Origin of the sequence: Streptomyces fulvoviolaceus (assembly GCF_000718165.1) — a bacterium.
Lineage (GTDB): Bacteria > Actinomycetota > Actinomycetes > Streptomycetales > Streptomycetaceae > Streptomyces > Streptomyces fulvoviolaceus.
Genome location: NZ_JOEY01000012.1, coordinates 83,485 through 98,155, shown reverse-complemented (window position 1 = coordinate 98,155; position 14,671 = coordinate 83,485). Strand labels below are relative to the sequence as shown.

The window sequence follows — 14,671 nt, the reverse complement described above, 5'->3', positions numbered from 1 at the left end:
TCATTTCGCGTTGGTGCCTTCCGGAAGATCAGGACAGCTTCAGGACTGCTGACGGAGGGCACCCGCGTGACACCGCAACGGGGATGGGCACGGCGACTGGCGGGCTACGCCTGGCGGTATCCCAAGGACGTCGTCCTCGCCCTCGGCTCCTCGCTCGCCGGTATGGCCGTCATGGCCCTGGTCCCGCTGATCACGAAGGTGATCATCGACGACGTCATCGGCGACCACAGCCGGGACATGGCCCCCTGGGCGGGCGCCCTGATCGGCGCGGCGGTCTTCGTCTACGTCCTCACCTACATCCGCCGCTACTACGGCGGCCGTCTCGCCCTCGACGTCCAGCACGACCTGCGGACGGAGATGTTCGGGACGATCACGCGCCTCGACGGTCGCCGTCAGGACGAGCTGTCCACCGGCCAGGTGGTCGGCCGGGCCACCAGCGACCTCCAGCTGATCCAGGGCCTCCTCTTCATGCTCCCGATGACCATCGGGAACGTCCTCCTCTTCCTGATCTCCCTGGTGATCATGGCGTGGCTGTCCCTGCCGCTCACGCTGGTCGCCCTGGCCGTCGCCCCTGCGCTCGGCTACATCGCCAGGCGCAGCCGCTCCAAGCTGCACCCCGCCACCTGGTACGCCCAGGCCCAGGCCGCCGCCGTGGCGGGCGTGGTCGACGGGGCCGTCAGCGGCGTACGCGTGGTGAAGGGGTTCGGGCAGGAGGACCAGGAGACCGGGAAGCTCAGGGAGGTCGGCCGGCGGCTCTTCGCGGGGCGTCTGCGCACCGTCCGGTTCAACTCCAGGTACACCCCGGCCCTCCAGGCCGTCCCCGCTCTCGGCCAGGTCGCGATGCTCGCGCTGGGTGGCTGGCTCGCGGTGCGCGGCCACATCACGCTCGGCACGTTCGTCGCCTTCTCCACCTACCTCGCCCAGCTCGTCGGCCCGGTCCGGATGCTCGCCATGGTCCTCACGGTCGGCCAGCAGGCCCGCGCGGGCACCGAGCGCGTCCTGGAGCTGATCGACACCGAGCCGTCCATCGGCAACGGCACCAAGGAACTCCCGGCCGACGCCCCCGCCACGGTCGAGTTCGACGACGTCTCCTTCGGCTACGACCATGAGCGTCCCGTCCTCGCCGGGCTCAGCTTCGAGATCCGCCCCGGCGAGACCCTCGCCGTCGTCGGCTCCTCCGGCTCCGGCAAGTCCACGGTCTCCCTGCTCCTGCCCCGCTTCTACGACGTCACCCACGGCGCCGTCCTCGTCGGCGGCCACGACGTCCGCGAGCTGACCCTCGACTCGCTGCGGGCCGCGATCGGCCTGGTCCCCGAGGACTCCTTCCTGTTCTCGGACACGGTCCGCAACAACATCGCGTACGGCCGCCCGGAGGCGACCCAGGAGGAGATCGAGACGGCCGCCCGCGCCGCCCAGGCGGACCGTTTCATCAGGGAACTCCCCGAGGGCTACGACACCAAGGTCGGCGAGCACGGCCTCACCCTCTCCGGCGGCCAGCGCCAGCGCGTCGCGCTCGCCCGCGCGATCCTCACCGACCCCCGCCTCCTCGTCCTCGACGACGCGACCTCCGCGGTGGACGCCCGCGTCGAGCACGAGATCCACGAGGCCCTCGCGCAGGTCATGCAGGGCCGCACCACGCTTCTCATCGCCCACCGCCGCTCCACCCTGAACCTCGCCGACCGCATCGCCGTCCTCGACGGCGGCCGCCTGGCCGACCTCGGCACCCACGAGAAACTCCAGGCGCGCTCGGCGCTCTACCGCCGCCTGCTCACCGACCCCGACGAACTCGGCGGCGTCTCACCCGGCCACGCCCGCCCGGCCGTGCCGACGGAGGACACCTCCGTACGCGACGAACTGGACGCCGAGTTCGACGCCGAGCGCGGGGTGACCCCACGGCTGTGGACCGGCGACCGTGAGCCCAAGGACATCGCCCTCTCCGACAGCCCGGCCACCCCCGAGCTGCTCGCCCAGGTCGAGGCGCTGCCTCCGGCGACCGACGTCCCGGACATCGACGAGGCCCGGGCGGTCACCCCCGAGGAGTCGTACGGCCTGCGCAGACTGCTGCGGGGCTTCGGGGTGCCGCTGCTGATCAGTCTCGGCCTGGTCGCCGTGGACGCGGGCATGGGCCTGCTGCTGCCGGTGATGATCCGGCACGGCATCGACGACGGTGTCACGCAGATGGCGCTGGGCGCGGTCTGGGCGGCTTCTCTCCTCGCCCTGCTCGCCGTGTTCGTCCAGTGGGTCGCGCAGATCGGCGAGACCCGGATGACCGGACGCACCGGCGAGAGGGTCCTGTACTCCCTCCGCCTGAAGATCTTCTCCCAGCTCCAGCGGCTCGGACTCGACTACTACGAGCGGGAGTTGACCGGCCGGATCATGACGCGCATGACCACCGACGTCGACGCGCTCTCGACCTTCCTGCAGACCGGCCTGGTCACCGCGTTCGTCTCGGTCGTCACCTTCTTCGGCATCATGGTCGCCCTGCTGGTGCTGGACGTGGAGCTGGCGCTCGTCGTCTTCGCGACCCTGCCCCCGCTGATCGTCGCGACGTTCTTCTTCCGCCGGGCGAGCGTGAAGGCGTACGAACTCGCCCGCGAGCGCGTCTCGTTGGTCAACGCCGACCTCCAGGAGTCGGTGTCCGGGCTCAGGATCGTGCAGGCGTTCCGACGCGAGGGCGACGGCGGGGCGCGGTTCGCGGAGCGCAGCGACAACTACCGGCAGGCCCGCATCCGGGGCCAGTGGCTGATCTCGATCTACTTCCCGTTCGTGCAGCTGCTGGCGTCGGTGGCGGCGGCCGCGGTCCTGATCGCGGGCGCGGGCAGGATCGACGCGGCGACCCTCACCACGGGCGCCCTGGTCGCCTATCTCCTCTACATCGACCTGTTCTTCGCCCCCGTCCAGCAGCTCTCCCAGGTCTTCGACGGCTACCAGCAGGCCACGGTCTCGCTGGGCCGCATCCAGGAGCTGCTCCAGGAGCCGACGTCGACCAAGGCCGCCGAGGAGCCCCTCGAAGTCCTGTCCCTGCGGGGCGAGATCGCCTTCGAGGACGTGCACTTCAAGTACGGAGATGACGAAGAGGCCCTCGGCGGCATCGACCTCCGGATCCCCGCCGGACAGACGGTCGCGTTCGTCGGCGAGACGGGCGCGGGCAAGTCGACGCTGGTCAAGCTGGTGGCCCGCTTCTACGACCCGACGGGCGGCCGGGTCACGGTCGACGGCACGGACCTCCGCTCGCTCGACACCACGTCGTACCGCCACCGCCTCGGCGTCGTCCCTCAGGAGGCCTACCTCTTCCAGGGCACCGTCCGCGACGCCATCGCCTACGGCCGCCCGGACGCCACCGACGCCGAGGTCGAGGCGGCGGCCCGCGCGGTCGGCGCCCACGAGATGATCGCCACGCTCGACGGCGGCTACCTCCACGAGGTCGCCGAACGCGGCCGCAACCTCTCGGCCGGCCAACGCCAGCTGATCGCCCTGGCCCGCGCCGAACTCGTCGACCCCGACATCCTCCTCCTCGACGAGGCCACGGCAGCCCTCGACCTGGCCACGGAGGCCCAGGTCAACCAGGCCACCGACCGCCTCGCAGGCCGCCGTACGACACTCGTCGTCGCCCACCGCCTGACGACCGCGGCCCGCGCGGACCGGGTCGTGCTGATGGCCGACGGACGCGTGGCGGAGGACGGGACGCACGACGAGCTGCTGGCGCGTGGTGGGCGCTATGCGCAGTTGTGGGCGGCGTTCGTGGGGGAGACGGTGACCGCGACCCGGTGACGGACGCGCAACCATCCGACACATGTAGTGCGTCCGTACACGCGTACGCTCAATGGCTGCCTTGTTGCGTCCGGTTGCGTGACGGGAGGGACGACAGTGAACAGTGGAGCGATACGTCGGCGGCTGGCGGTCGGTCTGGCGTTGCTGACCGCCTCCGGGCTGCTCGCGGTCGCCGCGCCGGCGGAGGCGCAGGCCGCCTCGTCCTGTGCGGGGCGGAAGGTCAGGTCGTATCCGTTCCGCACCGGCATCCTGGACGTCTACAAGCGGCGCGGCTATGTCTGCGCCATCACCACCTCCAAGCAGCCCGGCGTCAAGCGGACCATGTCGGTCAGTGTGCGGGTGTACGGCCTCCAGCCGGTCGTCGACAAGGGCCGGTACCGGTACCGCGCCGGCCCGGTGACCGTGCACGCCGGCCATCAGTGCGTGTGGGTGAAGGGCAGCGTGGGCCGGGGGTCGTACGACACCGAGGGCTGGATCCTCTGCTGAGCCGCGGGACTGAACCGCGGGACTGATCCACAGGGTTGATCCACAGGGCCGAATCACAGCCTTCGTACAGGGTTTTCCCCATCTCCCCTGGTGCTGAGGTGAGTTGCTGGGCTAGCTTCCGGCGGACATCTGTACTCACCACAGGGGAGGGTGCATGCGCAAGGCGCTCAGATGGCTGCTCGCGCTCACCGTGCTCATAGGCACGCTGACCACGGCGGGGGCGGCCACCGCCGCCGAGCCGGAGGCCACCGGAACCACCGACATCAAGGAACAGCTGCTCTCCATACCGGGGATGAGCCTGATCGAGGAGAAGCCGTACACCGGGTACCGCTTCTTCGTCCTCAACTACACCCAGCCGGTCGACCACCGGCACCCGTCCAAGGGCACCTTCCAGCAGCGGATCACCGTGCTGCACAAGGACGTCTCCCGCCCGACGGTCTTCTACACCGGCGGCTACAACGTCTCCACGACGCCCAGCCGCCGCGAGCCGACCCAGATCGTGGACGGCAACCAGATCTCCATGGAGTACCGCTTCTTCACCCCGTCCCGGCCCGACCCGGCCGACTGGACCAAGCTGGACATCTGGCAGGCGGCCAGCGACCAGCACCGTATCTTCAAGGCGCTGAAGTCCATTTACACCAAGAAGTGGATTTCGACGGGCGGTTCGAAGGGCGGCATGACCGCCACCTACTACGAGCGCTTCTACCCGCGTGACATGGACGGCGTCGTCGCCTACGTCGCCCCCAACGACGTCGTGAACGACGAGGACTCGGCCTACGACCGCTTCTTCGCCGGCGTCGGCACCAAGGAGTGCCGCGACCGGCTGAACGCCGTGCAGCGCGAGGCACTGGTGCGCCGGGAGCCGCTGGAGAAGAAGTACGCGGAGTACGCCGCTGCCGAGGGCTTCACCTTCGACACGGTCGGCAGCCTCGACAAGGCGTACGAGGCCGTCGTCCTCGACTACGTGTGGGGCTTCTGGCAGTACGCCCTGCTCGCCGACTGCGACGAGGACGAGCTGATCCCGCCGGACGCCAAGACCGCGACCGACGACCAGATCTGGAACTCGATCGACACCATCTCCGGCTTCTCGTTCTACACGGACCAGGGCCTGGAGCCGTACACGCCGTACTTCTACCAGGCGGCCACGCAGCTCGGCGCGCCGAACATCCACTTCCCGCACATCGAGAAGAAGTACATCCGCTACGGCTACCAGCCGCCACGGAACTTCGTCCCGCGCGAGATCCCGACCACGTTCCAGCCGTACGCCATGCGTGACGTGGACAACTGGGTGCGCCACAACGCCCGCCACATGCTCTACGTCTACGGCCAGAACGACCCGTGGGGCTCCGAGCGCTTCCGTGTCGACAAGGGCGCGAAGGACTCGTACGTCTTCACGGCCCCCGGCCTGAACCACGGAGCCAACGTCGCCGGCCTGGTCGCCGACCAGAAGGCCTTCGCCACGGCCCGGATCCTTCAGTGGGCGGGCGTCGCGTCCGCCGCCGTCCAGGCCGACCCGTCGGCGGCGAAGCCCCTGGCGACGTTCGACGCGAAGCTGGACAAGCGGGACGTGGAGCGCGAGCCCGCCCTGCGCCCGTAAGCCCGTAACAGCTCGGACGGTTGCGTCAACGGCGGGTCGGGAGTGGTGCCCGGCCCGCCATCAGGTGGTTGATCAGGGCCAGCAACAGGTCCCGGCTCGCCGGGCGTTCCCGTAGGTCGCCCATGAGGACGGGGACGTTCGGGTCGAGGTCGAGCGCGTCCCTGACCTCGGGCACCGTGCGGTCCCGGACTCCGTCGAAGCAGTTGACGCCGACGACGAACGGGACTCCACGGCTCTCGAAGAAGTCGATCGCCGCGAAACTGCTCTCCAGGCGCCGGGTGTCCACGAGGACGACAGCGCCGAGGGCCCCGTGCACCAGGTCGTTCCACATGAACCAGAAGCGTTCCTGGCCGGGGGTGCCGAAGAGGTACAGGACGAGCCGGGAACTCACCGTGATCCGGCCGAAGTCCAGCGCCACGGTCGTGGTGGTCTTGTTCTCCACCCCGTCGAGGTCGTCCACGCCGAGGCCCGCGACGGTCAGCTGCTCCTCCGTGTGCAGGGGCGGGATCTCGCTCACGGACCCGACCATGGTGGTCTTGCCCACGCCGAATCCGCCCGCGATGAGTATCTTCACGGCGGCGGGCGCCGCGACCGTGTCAGCGGACACGGGGTTCCCGGCCTGGTGTTCGTCAGAGTCTGAGTAGGGCATCCTTCACCGCCTGCAGAAGAATCATGTCCGGTTCCTCGCCCACCGTGACCGCGAGCGGCGGCCGGGCCGTCACCCTTCCCCGCACGATCAGGTCGTCGACGAGGATCTTCGTCACCGCCACGGGCAGGTTCAGTCTCGCGGCGACTTCGGCGAGCGCCACCGGAGTGCGGCACTGCCGGAGGATCAGCCGGTGTTCGGGTTGCAGGCCGCGGTCGGCGTGCTGGTCGCGGGGCGCGGCGGCGGTGGTGATCACGGTGATGAGGGTGAGATCGTCCCGCGCCGAGGCCGTACGCCCCTGGGTGATCGTGTACGCCCTGACCAGGCTCTCCTCGGCATCCTCATCGTCCGCTGCCGCGTCGGCCCAATGACTCACTCACGTACTCCCCCACTCTCGGCTTCGCTCGAGCGGGGGGACCCCCACCCTTCCACATGCCCTTGAACGACACGGATCTCGGTGCCCAGATGCTGCCCCACCTGCTGGACCAGGGTGTCCATGGCCACGGCCATCACCTCGGCGTCCACCTCCTGGTCCGCCACGACCGCAAGATGGGTCCCCCGGCCGGCGGAGCTGATGAACAGCCACAGCAGGTCCAGTTCGATGATGACCTGGTGGACCGCCCCGCCGCCGAAGACCTCGCCGACTCCGCGGGCCAGGCTCTGCTGGCCGGTGGCGATCGCGGCCAGGCGTTCGGCGTCGACCCGCTCGATGCTGCTGGACTGGCTGACGACCAGCCCGTCGTCGGACAGCACGACGGCGTTCCGGGTGCCCGGAACCTGGTCGACCAGGCGGTCGAGCAGCCAGTCGAGGTCGGAGTTGGTGGCAGTGGTTCGCAGAGTCATCGTCCGTCTTCCTTCCGGGTCCGGTCGGGGCCCGGTGCGGGGTGGATGGGCTGGTGGTCGGTGCGGGGGTCGCCGTCGGGCCTGAGCCGGGCCGTCCGGGACTGGCGTTGGAAGGCGCCGACGGTGGCGCCGGAGCGCGCCCCGGTCCGCCGGGGCAGTGGCCGATCCCCGGCCGGGCCGGTGCGCGGCGCTTCGGTGTACGCGGGGGGAGGTTCCCGGAGTTCGGTGGCGAGACTGGCCTGCCGTACCCGCCGGGGCAGTGGGTTCGGACCCGGCGTGGGGGCGGCCGGGGCGGGGCGGGGCGTCGGTTCGATCCAGGGGCCGATGAGCGGACGCGTGAACGCCTCCTGGTCGCCGGGGTGGGACTGCGCCCGGGGAGCGGGGGGACGGCCCGGCTGACCGGTGCGGTCCACGCTGTGCAGGGCGAACTGGTCGGGGAAGACCGGGGTGGCGCCCGTCGGGAGCTCCTCGGGGAGCGGCCCGCCGCTCGAGATCAGCTCTCCCGGCACCAGGACGACCACCCTGGTGCCCCCGAAGGACGAGGGCCGCAACTCCACGCGCAGGCCCAGGTTGGCGGAGAGCCGGGCCACGACGTACAGGCCCAGCCGGGCGTCGTCGGCGCGGGACATCACGTCCATGCGGGGCGGGTCGGCCATCAGGGCGTTGGCCTCGGCGTACTGCTCGGGGGTCATGCCCATGCCGCGGTCCTCGATCTCGATCGCGACACCACGCCCCACCTGGGACGCGGTCACCTCCACCGGAGTCGGCGGCCTGGAGAAGGACACCGCGTTCTCCATCAGCTCCGCCAGCACGTGCACCATGGGGCCGACGGCGCGCTCGGACAGCCAGGTCTCGCCGTCGGTGTCGATCCGGATGCGCCGGTAGTCCTGCACCTCGCCCTGCGCGGAGCGCATGACGTCCAGCAGGAGCACGGGCCTGCGCCAGCGGCGCTGCGGCTGTCCGTTGCCGAGGATCACCAGGTTCTCCTCGTAGCGGCGCAGCCGGGCCGCCAGGTGATCCAGGTCGAACAGCCCCTCGAGGACCTCGGGGTCCTCGTGCCGCCGCTGCATCTCGCCGAGACGTTTCAGCTGCATGCCGATCAGCAACTGGGTCCGCCTGGCGATGCGTTGCAGCAGACGCTCGAAGCCGCGGTACAGCTCGACCTCTCGTACGGCGGTCTCCAGGGACGTGCTGCGGGCCTGGTTGAGGGCCTGGCCGAGCTGGCCGAGTTCGTCGTCGCCGTAGCGGATCTCGGGCAGTTCGGCGTCGGGGTCGACGTTCTCGCCCCGGCGCAGCCGCTCCACCAGGTCGGGCAGCCGGGTCTGCAGTTCCAGCGCCTCGGAGCGCAGGGCGAAGATCCGGCGGCGCAGGATTCCGGTCAGGCGCAGGGAGATGAACAGCATCAGCAGTACGGCCGTCGTACTCACGGCCGCGTTGACCATCATGTTCGTCATCAGGCGGTCGAGTTCGCCCTCGGTGGCGGCGACGAGGTCGGCGGAGTAAGCGCTTCTGGCCTGCACCAGTCGGGGCGTGATCCCGGCGAGGCTCTGCTGCCATTCCGCGCCCACTCCGGCGGACACGGGGGTCCGGCCGGCGGCGTCGGCGTTCCCGGTGTCGAGGAGGTTCTGCTCGATCCCGGTCTTCTGCTTCCAGTCGGTGCCGGACAGCACGCCCTGGTAGATCTTGGCCCGGGCGGCGGGCAGTTGCGGCAGGACCTTGTCGTCGTAGATGTGTTCCTGAGCGCCGATCACCCCGGCGAGCTGGAGGCGCTGCGCACCGGTGAGGTGGCCGCTCGCCACTCCGGAGGTGATGATCGCGTCCTCGCGCGAGATCATCTCCAGGCCCCACTGCGCGTCGAGCGCCGGCCGGGCGAGGATGCTCTGCTGGCCGAAGCCGACGTTGCTGAAGTCCTCGAACACCGCCATGTCCGAGGCGATGATCCCGGTGTAGTCGTCGAACGTCTGCTGCTGAGTCGCGGACCGCTTGTCCATGGCCCCGCGGTAGTCGGACAGTTTCCGCAGGCCCTGGTCGAGCCGACGGAACTGCTCGGCGAGAGCCGCCGGGGTGGAACCGGAGAGCGCCTGGAGGCTCTGTACGGACTTGTCGGTGAGGCGGCGCTGACGCGTCAGCTCGGACCGGTCCGCCTTGGGATCCGCGAGAACCGCCGCGCTCAGCCGCCGCTCCGCCTGCAGATCGGCGAAGACTCCGAGAAGGGGCGCGCCGAATCCTTTCGCCGACTCGTTCCGGTCGTGGACGGTGCGCCAGTCCTCGTAGAGCTGGGCCGAGTTCGTCGCGCCCAGGGCGACCAGCGCGAGGCAGGGCACCAGGGCCAGCGCGAGCAGGATCGTCCGGAGCGACAACCGGCGCTTCGGGGCCGCCAGTTGCTCTGTTTGTTGCTCCGCCTGCTGTCGTGCGGTTCGTGCGTGGAGTGCCACAGAGGTCCCCGGCATGTGAGTGATGGCGGACTGCCCGGAAGCAGGGTCCGCGCCATAACAGGGAGGAGCCTACCGACTTGATAAATGATCTAGATGTCGTTCGTCCGGATTAGTGCTCTTGATTCCGGCGGCGACGCATTCGGAATAGATTATTCCGGTGAATTGGGGACCCTCATTTCGGCCTTACAACGGCCGGGCGCAGCCCACCGGTTCCTTGCCGCCGAGCTGGACGTACAGCGCAGTCGACAGCGGGCACCGGTCGCGTTTGTCGACGGCCTTCGTCACTTTGTACTCGGGTTCCTTCTCGCCCTTGCCGTCGCACGCCGTCTCGCGGACCTGACCGCTGCCGGAGCCGTACACGCAGTCGCCGACGATGGTGCGGGGCCCGCCCCCGCCGCCGGGGTCGCCGGGATGCGGCGGCTCGAGGTTGCGCATACAGGCGTAGCCCTGCGGGATCGCGCCGTCGCCGTCCTCGTCGGACACCTGGCTCTGTTCGCTGATGTGGAGCACGAAGTCGGTGGTGGCGGGGCACAGCGGCCCGTCGCTCACCTTGCCGTCGTGCCGGGCCACGACGCGTGCCGCCGCCCGCTCACCGGTGCACGGCACCTCGGTGAAGCTGGTCGTGCCGAAGGAGCTGCACTCGTCGACCGAGAGAAACACCGCGCCGTACCCGGCCCGGGTCGCGGACGGCGAGGCCGAGACCTCCCCGCCGAGCCGGGAGTCCTCCTCGCCGCCGTCCGAACCGGACGCCGATCCCGTACATCCCGTCAACAGGGCGACGAGCAGCACCAGCAGTGCGCACACCGCCCCCACGGAACACTTCTCGCGCATCGTGATCCCCCCGGTACTGCCCCCGTCCAGCGTGACCCGCCGCGACGGGTCATGCCAGACATACGGGGTGCTTTGCGTCTTTCGGGGGTGGTGCGCCGGTTGCGTGGCGTACGGGAACTACGCCGCCGGCGCCATTTTACTCGTACGACAGTCCGAACCCGACCGGATACAGCACCCGCGTCGGATCGTCCGCCCGCTGCACCGGTACCGGCAGTTTCCCGCGCGGCTCCACCCGCCCGGCGATCACCCGCGCGGCGGCCCGCAGCTCGACGTCGGTCCACGAGTAGGCGGCCAAGCAGGCGGGAACAGTGGGCAGTTGGGCCACGTCGTACGGGTTCCGGATCGCGACCGCCACGACCGGCTTCCCGGTCGCGGTCAGCTGCTCGACCAGCGTCTTCTGCGAGTTGGTCGCCGTGACGTTGTACGTCCCGACGATCACCGCGTCCGCGTCCTGAGCCGCCGCGACGGCCCTGGCGATGGTGGCGGCCGAGGGGGCCGTACCGGTCGACAGGGCGGTGGCCGTGAACCCGAGTGCGGTGAGGGCGGCGGCGAGGACGCCGGTGGGCGGTCCCGTCGTACCGGACGGGGAGGCCGGGTCGGCGCCGACGACGAGCAGCTTGGGATGCTCGCGGGCGGACAGGGGCAGCAGAGGGCCGTCGTTGACCAGCAGGGTGGTCGTCCGCTCGGCGATCCGGTCGGCCTCGGCCAGGTGGGCCGGGATGCCGACGGTCCGGGTGACGCCGCCCTGGCTGACGTACGGGGCGTCGAACAGACGCAGTTTCGCCTTCAGCCGCAGGATGCGCAGGAGGGACTCGTCGAGCCGCGCCTCGGTGAGCTCTCCGTCCTCCACGGCTTTGACGACGGCCTTCCAGGCGACGTCCAGGTTGGGCGGGTTGAGGAGCTGGTCCACGCCGGCCTTGAGCGCGAGCACCGGCACGCGGTCGTCGCCGTACTTCGTCCGTACGCCCTCCATGCCGAGGGAGTCGGTCACCACGACCCCGTCGTAGCCGAGTTCCTCGCGCAGGATGCCGGTGAGGATCGGGCTGGAGAGGGTGGCCGGGTCGCCGGAGTCGTCGAGGGCCGGGAACTGGATGTGCGCGGTCATGATCGAGTCGATGCCGGCGCGGATGGCGGCCCGGAAGGGGACGGCGTCCAGCTCCTCCCACACCTCGCGGGTGTGCGTGATGACCGGGAAGCCGTAATGGCTGTCGACGGCGGTGTCGCCGTGGCCCGGGAAGTGCTTGGCGGTCGCGGCGACTTTTGCGCCCTGGTACCCGGCGACTTCGGAGGCGACGAGCCCGGCCACGGCGTCGGCCTCGGAGCCGAAGGAACGGACGCCGATGACCGGGTTGGCCGGGTTGACGTTCACGTCGGCGACGGGGGAGTAGTTCTGCCGGATGCCGATGGCCCTGAGTTCCTGCCCGGCGATACGGCCGAGGGTGCGGGCGTCCTTGCGTGAACCGCCCGCGCCGACGGCCATGGCACCCGGGAGGAGGGTGGCGGGCGCGCCGACCCGGCACACGATCCCGTGCTCCTGGTCGGTGGAGATGAGGACGGGCAGCCCGCGGGGCTGTTCCAGGGAGGCCTTCTGGATCCCGTTGGACAGGTCGGCGATCTGGTGCGGATCCCGGGTGTTGTGCGCCCAGGTGAAGTAGATGATGCCGCCCACGTGGTACCTGGCGATCAGCTCGGCGGCCGTACGGACGCCGATCTCCTTGAGGTTGGCGTCGATGTCCGCCTGGTCGGGGGCGGTGGCGGAGTGGCCGTAGACCCGCATCACGAAGAGCTGGCCGACCTTTTCCGGCAGGGTCATGCGGGAGATGAGGGAGCGGAGCTTCTTGTCGTCGGGGGTGCCGGCGTAGGCGGTGGTGCCGAGGGCCAGGGCCGCGGAGACGCCTGCTGTGGCGGCGAGGACGGTACGTCTGGAGGGCACGTGCGCTCCTTCCGGAGGTGATCCGCTGAAGGAAACTTCCGAGGAATCACCAATATCCGGGAAGTTTCTGCCAGTCAAGAGAGTGCACAGTACTGCATTTTCCGGGGGATACCGCCCGGACCCTCAGCAGAGAAGCAGGTCAGCCGATATGACTGGCGCGGACACCGCGAGGCGGACCTGAGTAACGCGAGGAGGCGTCCGGCCCCGGGAATGAGGGGCCGTCATCGGCGCTGTTGGAGGGGGGCGCGCCGATGACGGCGTGCTGCCGGCCGCGGTACGGAGGAGAGGGTTTGGTCAGCGATCGCAGCCAGCAGCGAGGCCGACGCCGTACCGCGGTGACTCTCCGGCAGCTTGCGGGTTGGACGGGCGGGAGTGGGGGCGGGTTCCCCGGCGGGCCGTATTTCCCGAAGTTGGTGAGGCCGGGTTCAACGGGGCGGGTGAGTCGCCATCTTGGGCCAAAGGTGTAGCGATCCACGCAGGGTTTCTGCGTAGGCTCGGGACATGGATCAGCTTCTGCCGCTCCTGATCGTCGTCACCGCTCTTGCCGTGATCATGGGTCTCTTCGCACTGCTGGCCCGGCACGTCCGTCGCCGGGGCACGGCGGGCGGAGCGCTGCGCGGGGCGCTGGCAGCGCACGACGAGGCGTGGCACGGGACCGCGGCGGACTCGTACTACGAGATCCAGGTCCAGACGAACCGCAAGGCACCGTTGCCGGACGACCGGTGGAGGCGGCGCCGGTAGGGTCGCCGGCTTGTTCCATCCCGTGGACGTCCCGGCACGGGAGACGGCCGTAGGGCGATCATCAGGGGCATGCCCGCAGTCGACATCCCCGGTTCCAAGTCCATCACCGCCCGCGCCCTCTTCCTGGCGGCCGCGGCCGACGGTGTCACCACCCTCGTACGCCCGCTCCGCTCGGACGACACGGAGGGCTTCGCCGAGGGCCTGGTACGGCTCGGCTATCGGGTCGGACGGGCGCCGGAGGCGTGGCAGGTGGACGGGCGGCCGCAGGGCCCGGCGGTGCCGGAGGCGGAGGTGTACTGCCGGGACGGCGCGACGACGGCCCGCTTCCTGCCGACGCTGGCCGCGACGGGACGGGGCACGTACCGTTTCGACGCCTCGCCCCAGATGCGACGGCGTCCCCTGTTGCCCCTGACCCGCGCCCTGCGTGACCTGGGCGTGGACCTGCGCCACGAGGGCGCGGACGGGCATCATCCGCTGACGGTGGTGGCGAAGGGCGTCGAGGGCGGCGAGGTCGTGCTGGACGCGGGCCAGTCGTCCCAGTACCTGACGGCGCTGCTGCTGCTCGGCCCGCTGACCCGCAAGGGCCTGCGCATCCGCGTGACCGACCTGGTCTCGGTGCCGTACGTCGAGATCACGATCGCGATGATGCGGGAGTTCGGGGTGGAGGTCGGCCGGGAGGGGGACGTCTTCGTCGTCCCGCCGGGCGGTTACCGGGCCACCACGTACGCGATCGAGCCCGACGCGTCCACGGCCAGCTACTTCTTCGCGGCGGCGGCCGTGACGCCGGGCGCCGAGGTGACGGTTCCTGGGCTGGGGACGGGGGCTCTGCAGGGAGACCTGGGCTTCGTGGACGTACTGAGGCGGATGGGCGCGGAGGTGTCCGTCGGCGCCGAGGGCACGACGGTCCGGGGGACCGGCGAACTCCGCGGCCTCACGGTCAACATGCGGGACATCTCCGACACGATGCCGACGCTCGCGGCGATCGCCCCCTTCGCCGACGGTCCCGTCCGGATCGAGGACGTGGCGAACACGCGGGTGAAGGAGTGCGACCGGCTGGAGGCCTGCGCGGAGAACCTGCGGCGGCTGGGAGTGGAGGTCGGGACGGGCCCGGACTGGATCGAGATCCGGCCCGGCGCTGTGCCTGCCGGCGCCGAGATCAAGTCGTACGGCGACCACCGCATCGTGATGTCCTTCGCGGTCACCGGGCTCCGGGTGCCGGGGATCGCCTTCGACGACCCCGGGTGCGTACGGAAGACGTTCCCGGGTTTCCACGAGGCGTTCGCGGAGCTCGGGGAGGGGCTCGGGGGCCGGCGGTAGCCGGTGGTCACATCGGGAAATTCGTTTCCCGGCTCCCGCGGTGGCTCCGCATACTGCTCCCGTCTCACCGG

At 70.4% G+C, this 14,671-nt stretch carries 11 protein-coding genes; 5 read left to right on the top strand and 6 right to left on the bottom strand.

Annotation, left to right across the window (positions count from 1 at the left end; genetic code table 11):
• Positions 1-66: 66 nt before the first annotated feature.
• From IG08_RS0114595 to IG08_RS0114585, 3 genes are all read left to right on the top strand, one after another.
• Complete coding sequence (locus IG08_RS0114595; protein ID WP_030601072.1) at positions 67-3,771, top strand: ABC transporter ATP-binding protein; 3,705 nt, start codon at positions 67-69, stop codon at positions 3,769-3,771.
• Positions 3,772-3,867: 96 nt separating this feature from the next.
• Entirely contained in the window at positions 3,868-4,257 is a 390-nt protein-coding gene (locus IG08_RS0114590; protein ID WP_030601069.1) for a hypothetical protein, read from the top strand.
• Between the two features lie 154 nt (positions 4,258-4,411).
• Positions 4,412-5,854 carry a S28 family serine protease gene (locus IG08_RS0114585; RefSeq protein ID WP_030601067.1) on the top strand — a complete coding sequence of 481 codons (1,443 nt, stop codon included), beginning with the start codon at positions 4,412-4,414 and terminating at the stop codon, positions 5,852-5,854.
• A 25-nt stretch (positions 5,855-5,879) separates the two neighbouring features.
• Here IG08_RS0114585 and IG08_RS0114580 read toward each other — a convergent pair whose 3' ends face one another.
• From IG08_RS0114580 to IG08_RS0114555, 6 genes are all read right to left on the bottom strand, one after another.
• Positions 5,880-6,503 (bottom strand): GTP-binding protein, encoded by a 624-nt coding sequence (locus IG08_RS0114580; protein WP_052424684.1) that lies wholly within the window; start codon positions 6,501-6,503, stop codon positions 5,880-5,882.
• Positions 6,484-6,876 carry a DUF742 domain-containing protein gene (locus IG08_RS0114575; protein WP_030601062.1) on the bottom strand — a complete coding sequence of 131 codons (393 nt, stop codon included), beginning with the start codon at positions 6,874-6,876 and terminating at the stop codon, positions 6,484-6,486. Before IG08_RS0114575 ends, IG08_RS0114580 begins: the two co-directional genes overlap by 20 nt.
• Entirely contained in the window at positions 6,873-7,343 is a 471-nt protein-coding gene (locus tag IG08_RS0114570) for a roadblock/LC7 domain-containing protein (protein ID WP_030601059.1), read from the bottom strand. Before IG08_RS0114570 ends, IG08_RS0114575 begins: the two co-directional genes overlap by 4 nt.
• The gene (locus IG08_RS0114565; protein WP_052424682.1) at positions 7,340-9,703 is read right to left on the bottom strand and encodes a sensor histidine kinase; all 2,364 of its coding nucleotides are present in this window, start codon (positions 9,701-9,703) and stop codon (positions 7,340-7,342) included. Before IG08_RS0114565 ends, IG08_RS0114570 begins: the two co-directional genes overlap by 4 nt.
• Positions 9,704-9,961: 258 nt before the next feature.
• Entirely contained in the window at positions 9,962-10,609 is a 648-nt protein-coding gene (locus IG08_RS0114560) for a hypothetical protein (protein ID WP_030601052.1), read from the bottom strand.
• 136 nt (positions 10,610-10,745) lie between these two features.
• Positions 10,746-12,542 carry a glycoside hydrolase family 3 protein gene (locus IG08_RS0114555; protein ID WP_030601050.1) on the bottom strand — a complete coding sequence of 599 codons (1,797 nt, stop codon included), beginning with the start codon at positions 12,540-12,542 and terminating at the stop codon, positions 10,746-10,748.
• Positions 12,543-13,043: 501 nt separating this feature from the next.
• Here IG08_RS0114555 and IG08_RS0114550 point away from each other — a divergent pair.
• Entirely contained in the window at positions 13,044-13,283 is a 240-nt protein-coding gene (locus tag IG08_RS0114550) for a hypothetical protein (protein ID WP_030601047.1), read from the top strand.
• A 69-nt stretch (positions 13,284-13,352) separates the two neighbouring features.
• The gene (gene aroA / locus IG08_RS0114545; protein ID WP_030601044.1) at positions 13,353-14,600 is read left to right on the top strand and encodes a 3-phosphoshikimate 1-carboxyvinyltransferase; all 1,248 of its coding nucleotides are present in this window, start codon (positions 13,353-13,355) and stop codon (positions 14,598-14,600) included.
• The last annotated feature ends 71 nt before the right edge of the window (positions 14,601-14,671 follow it).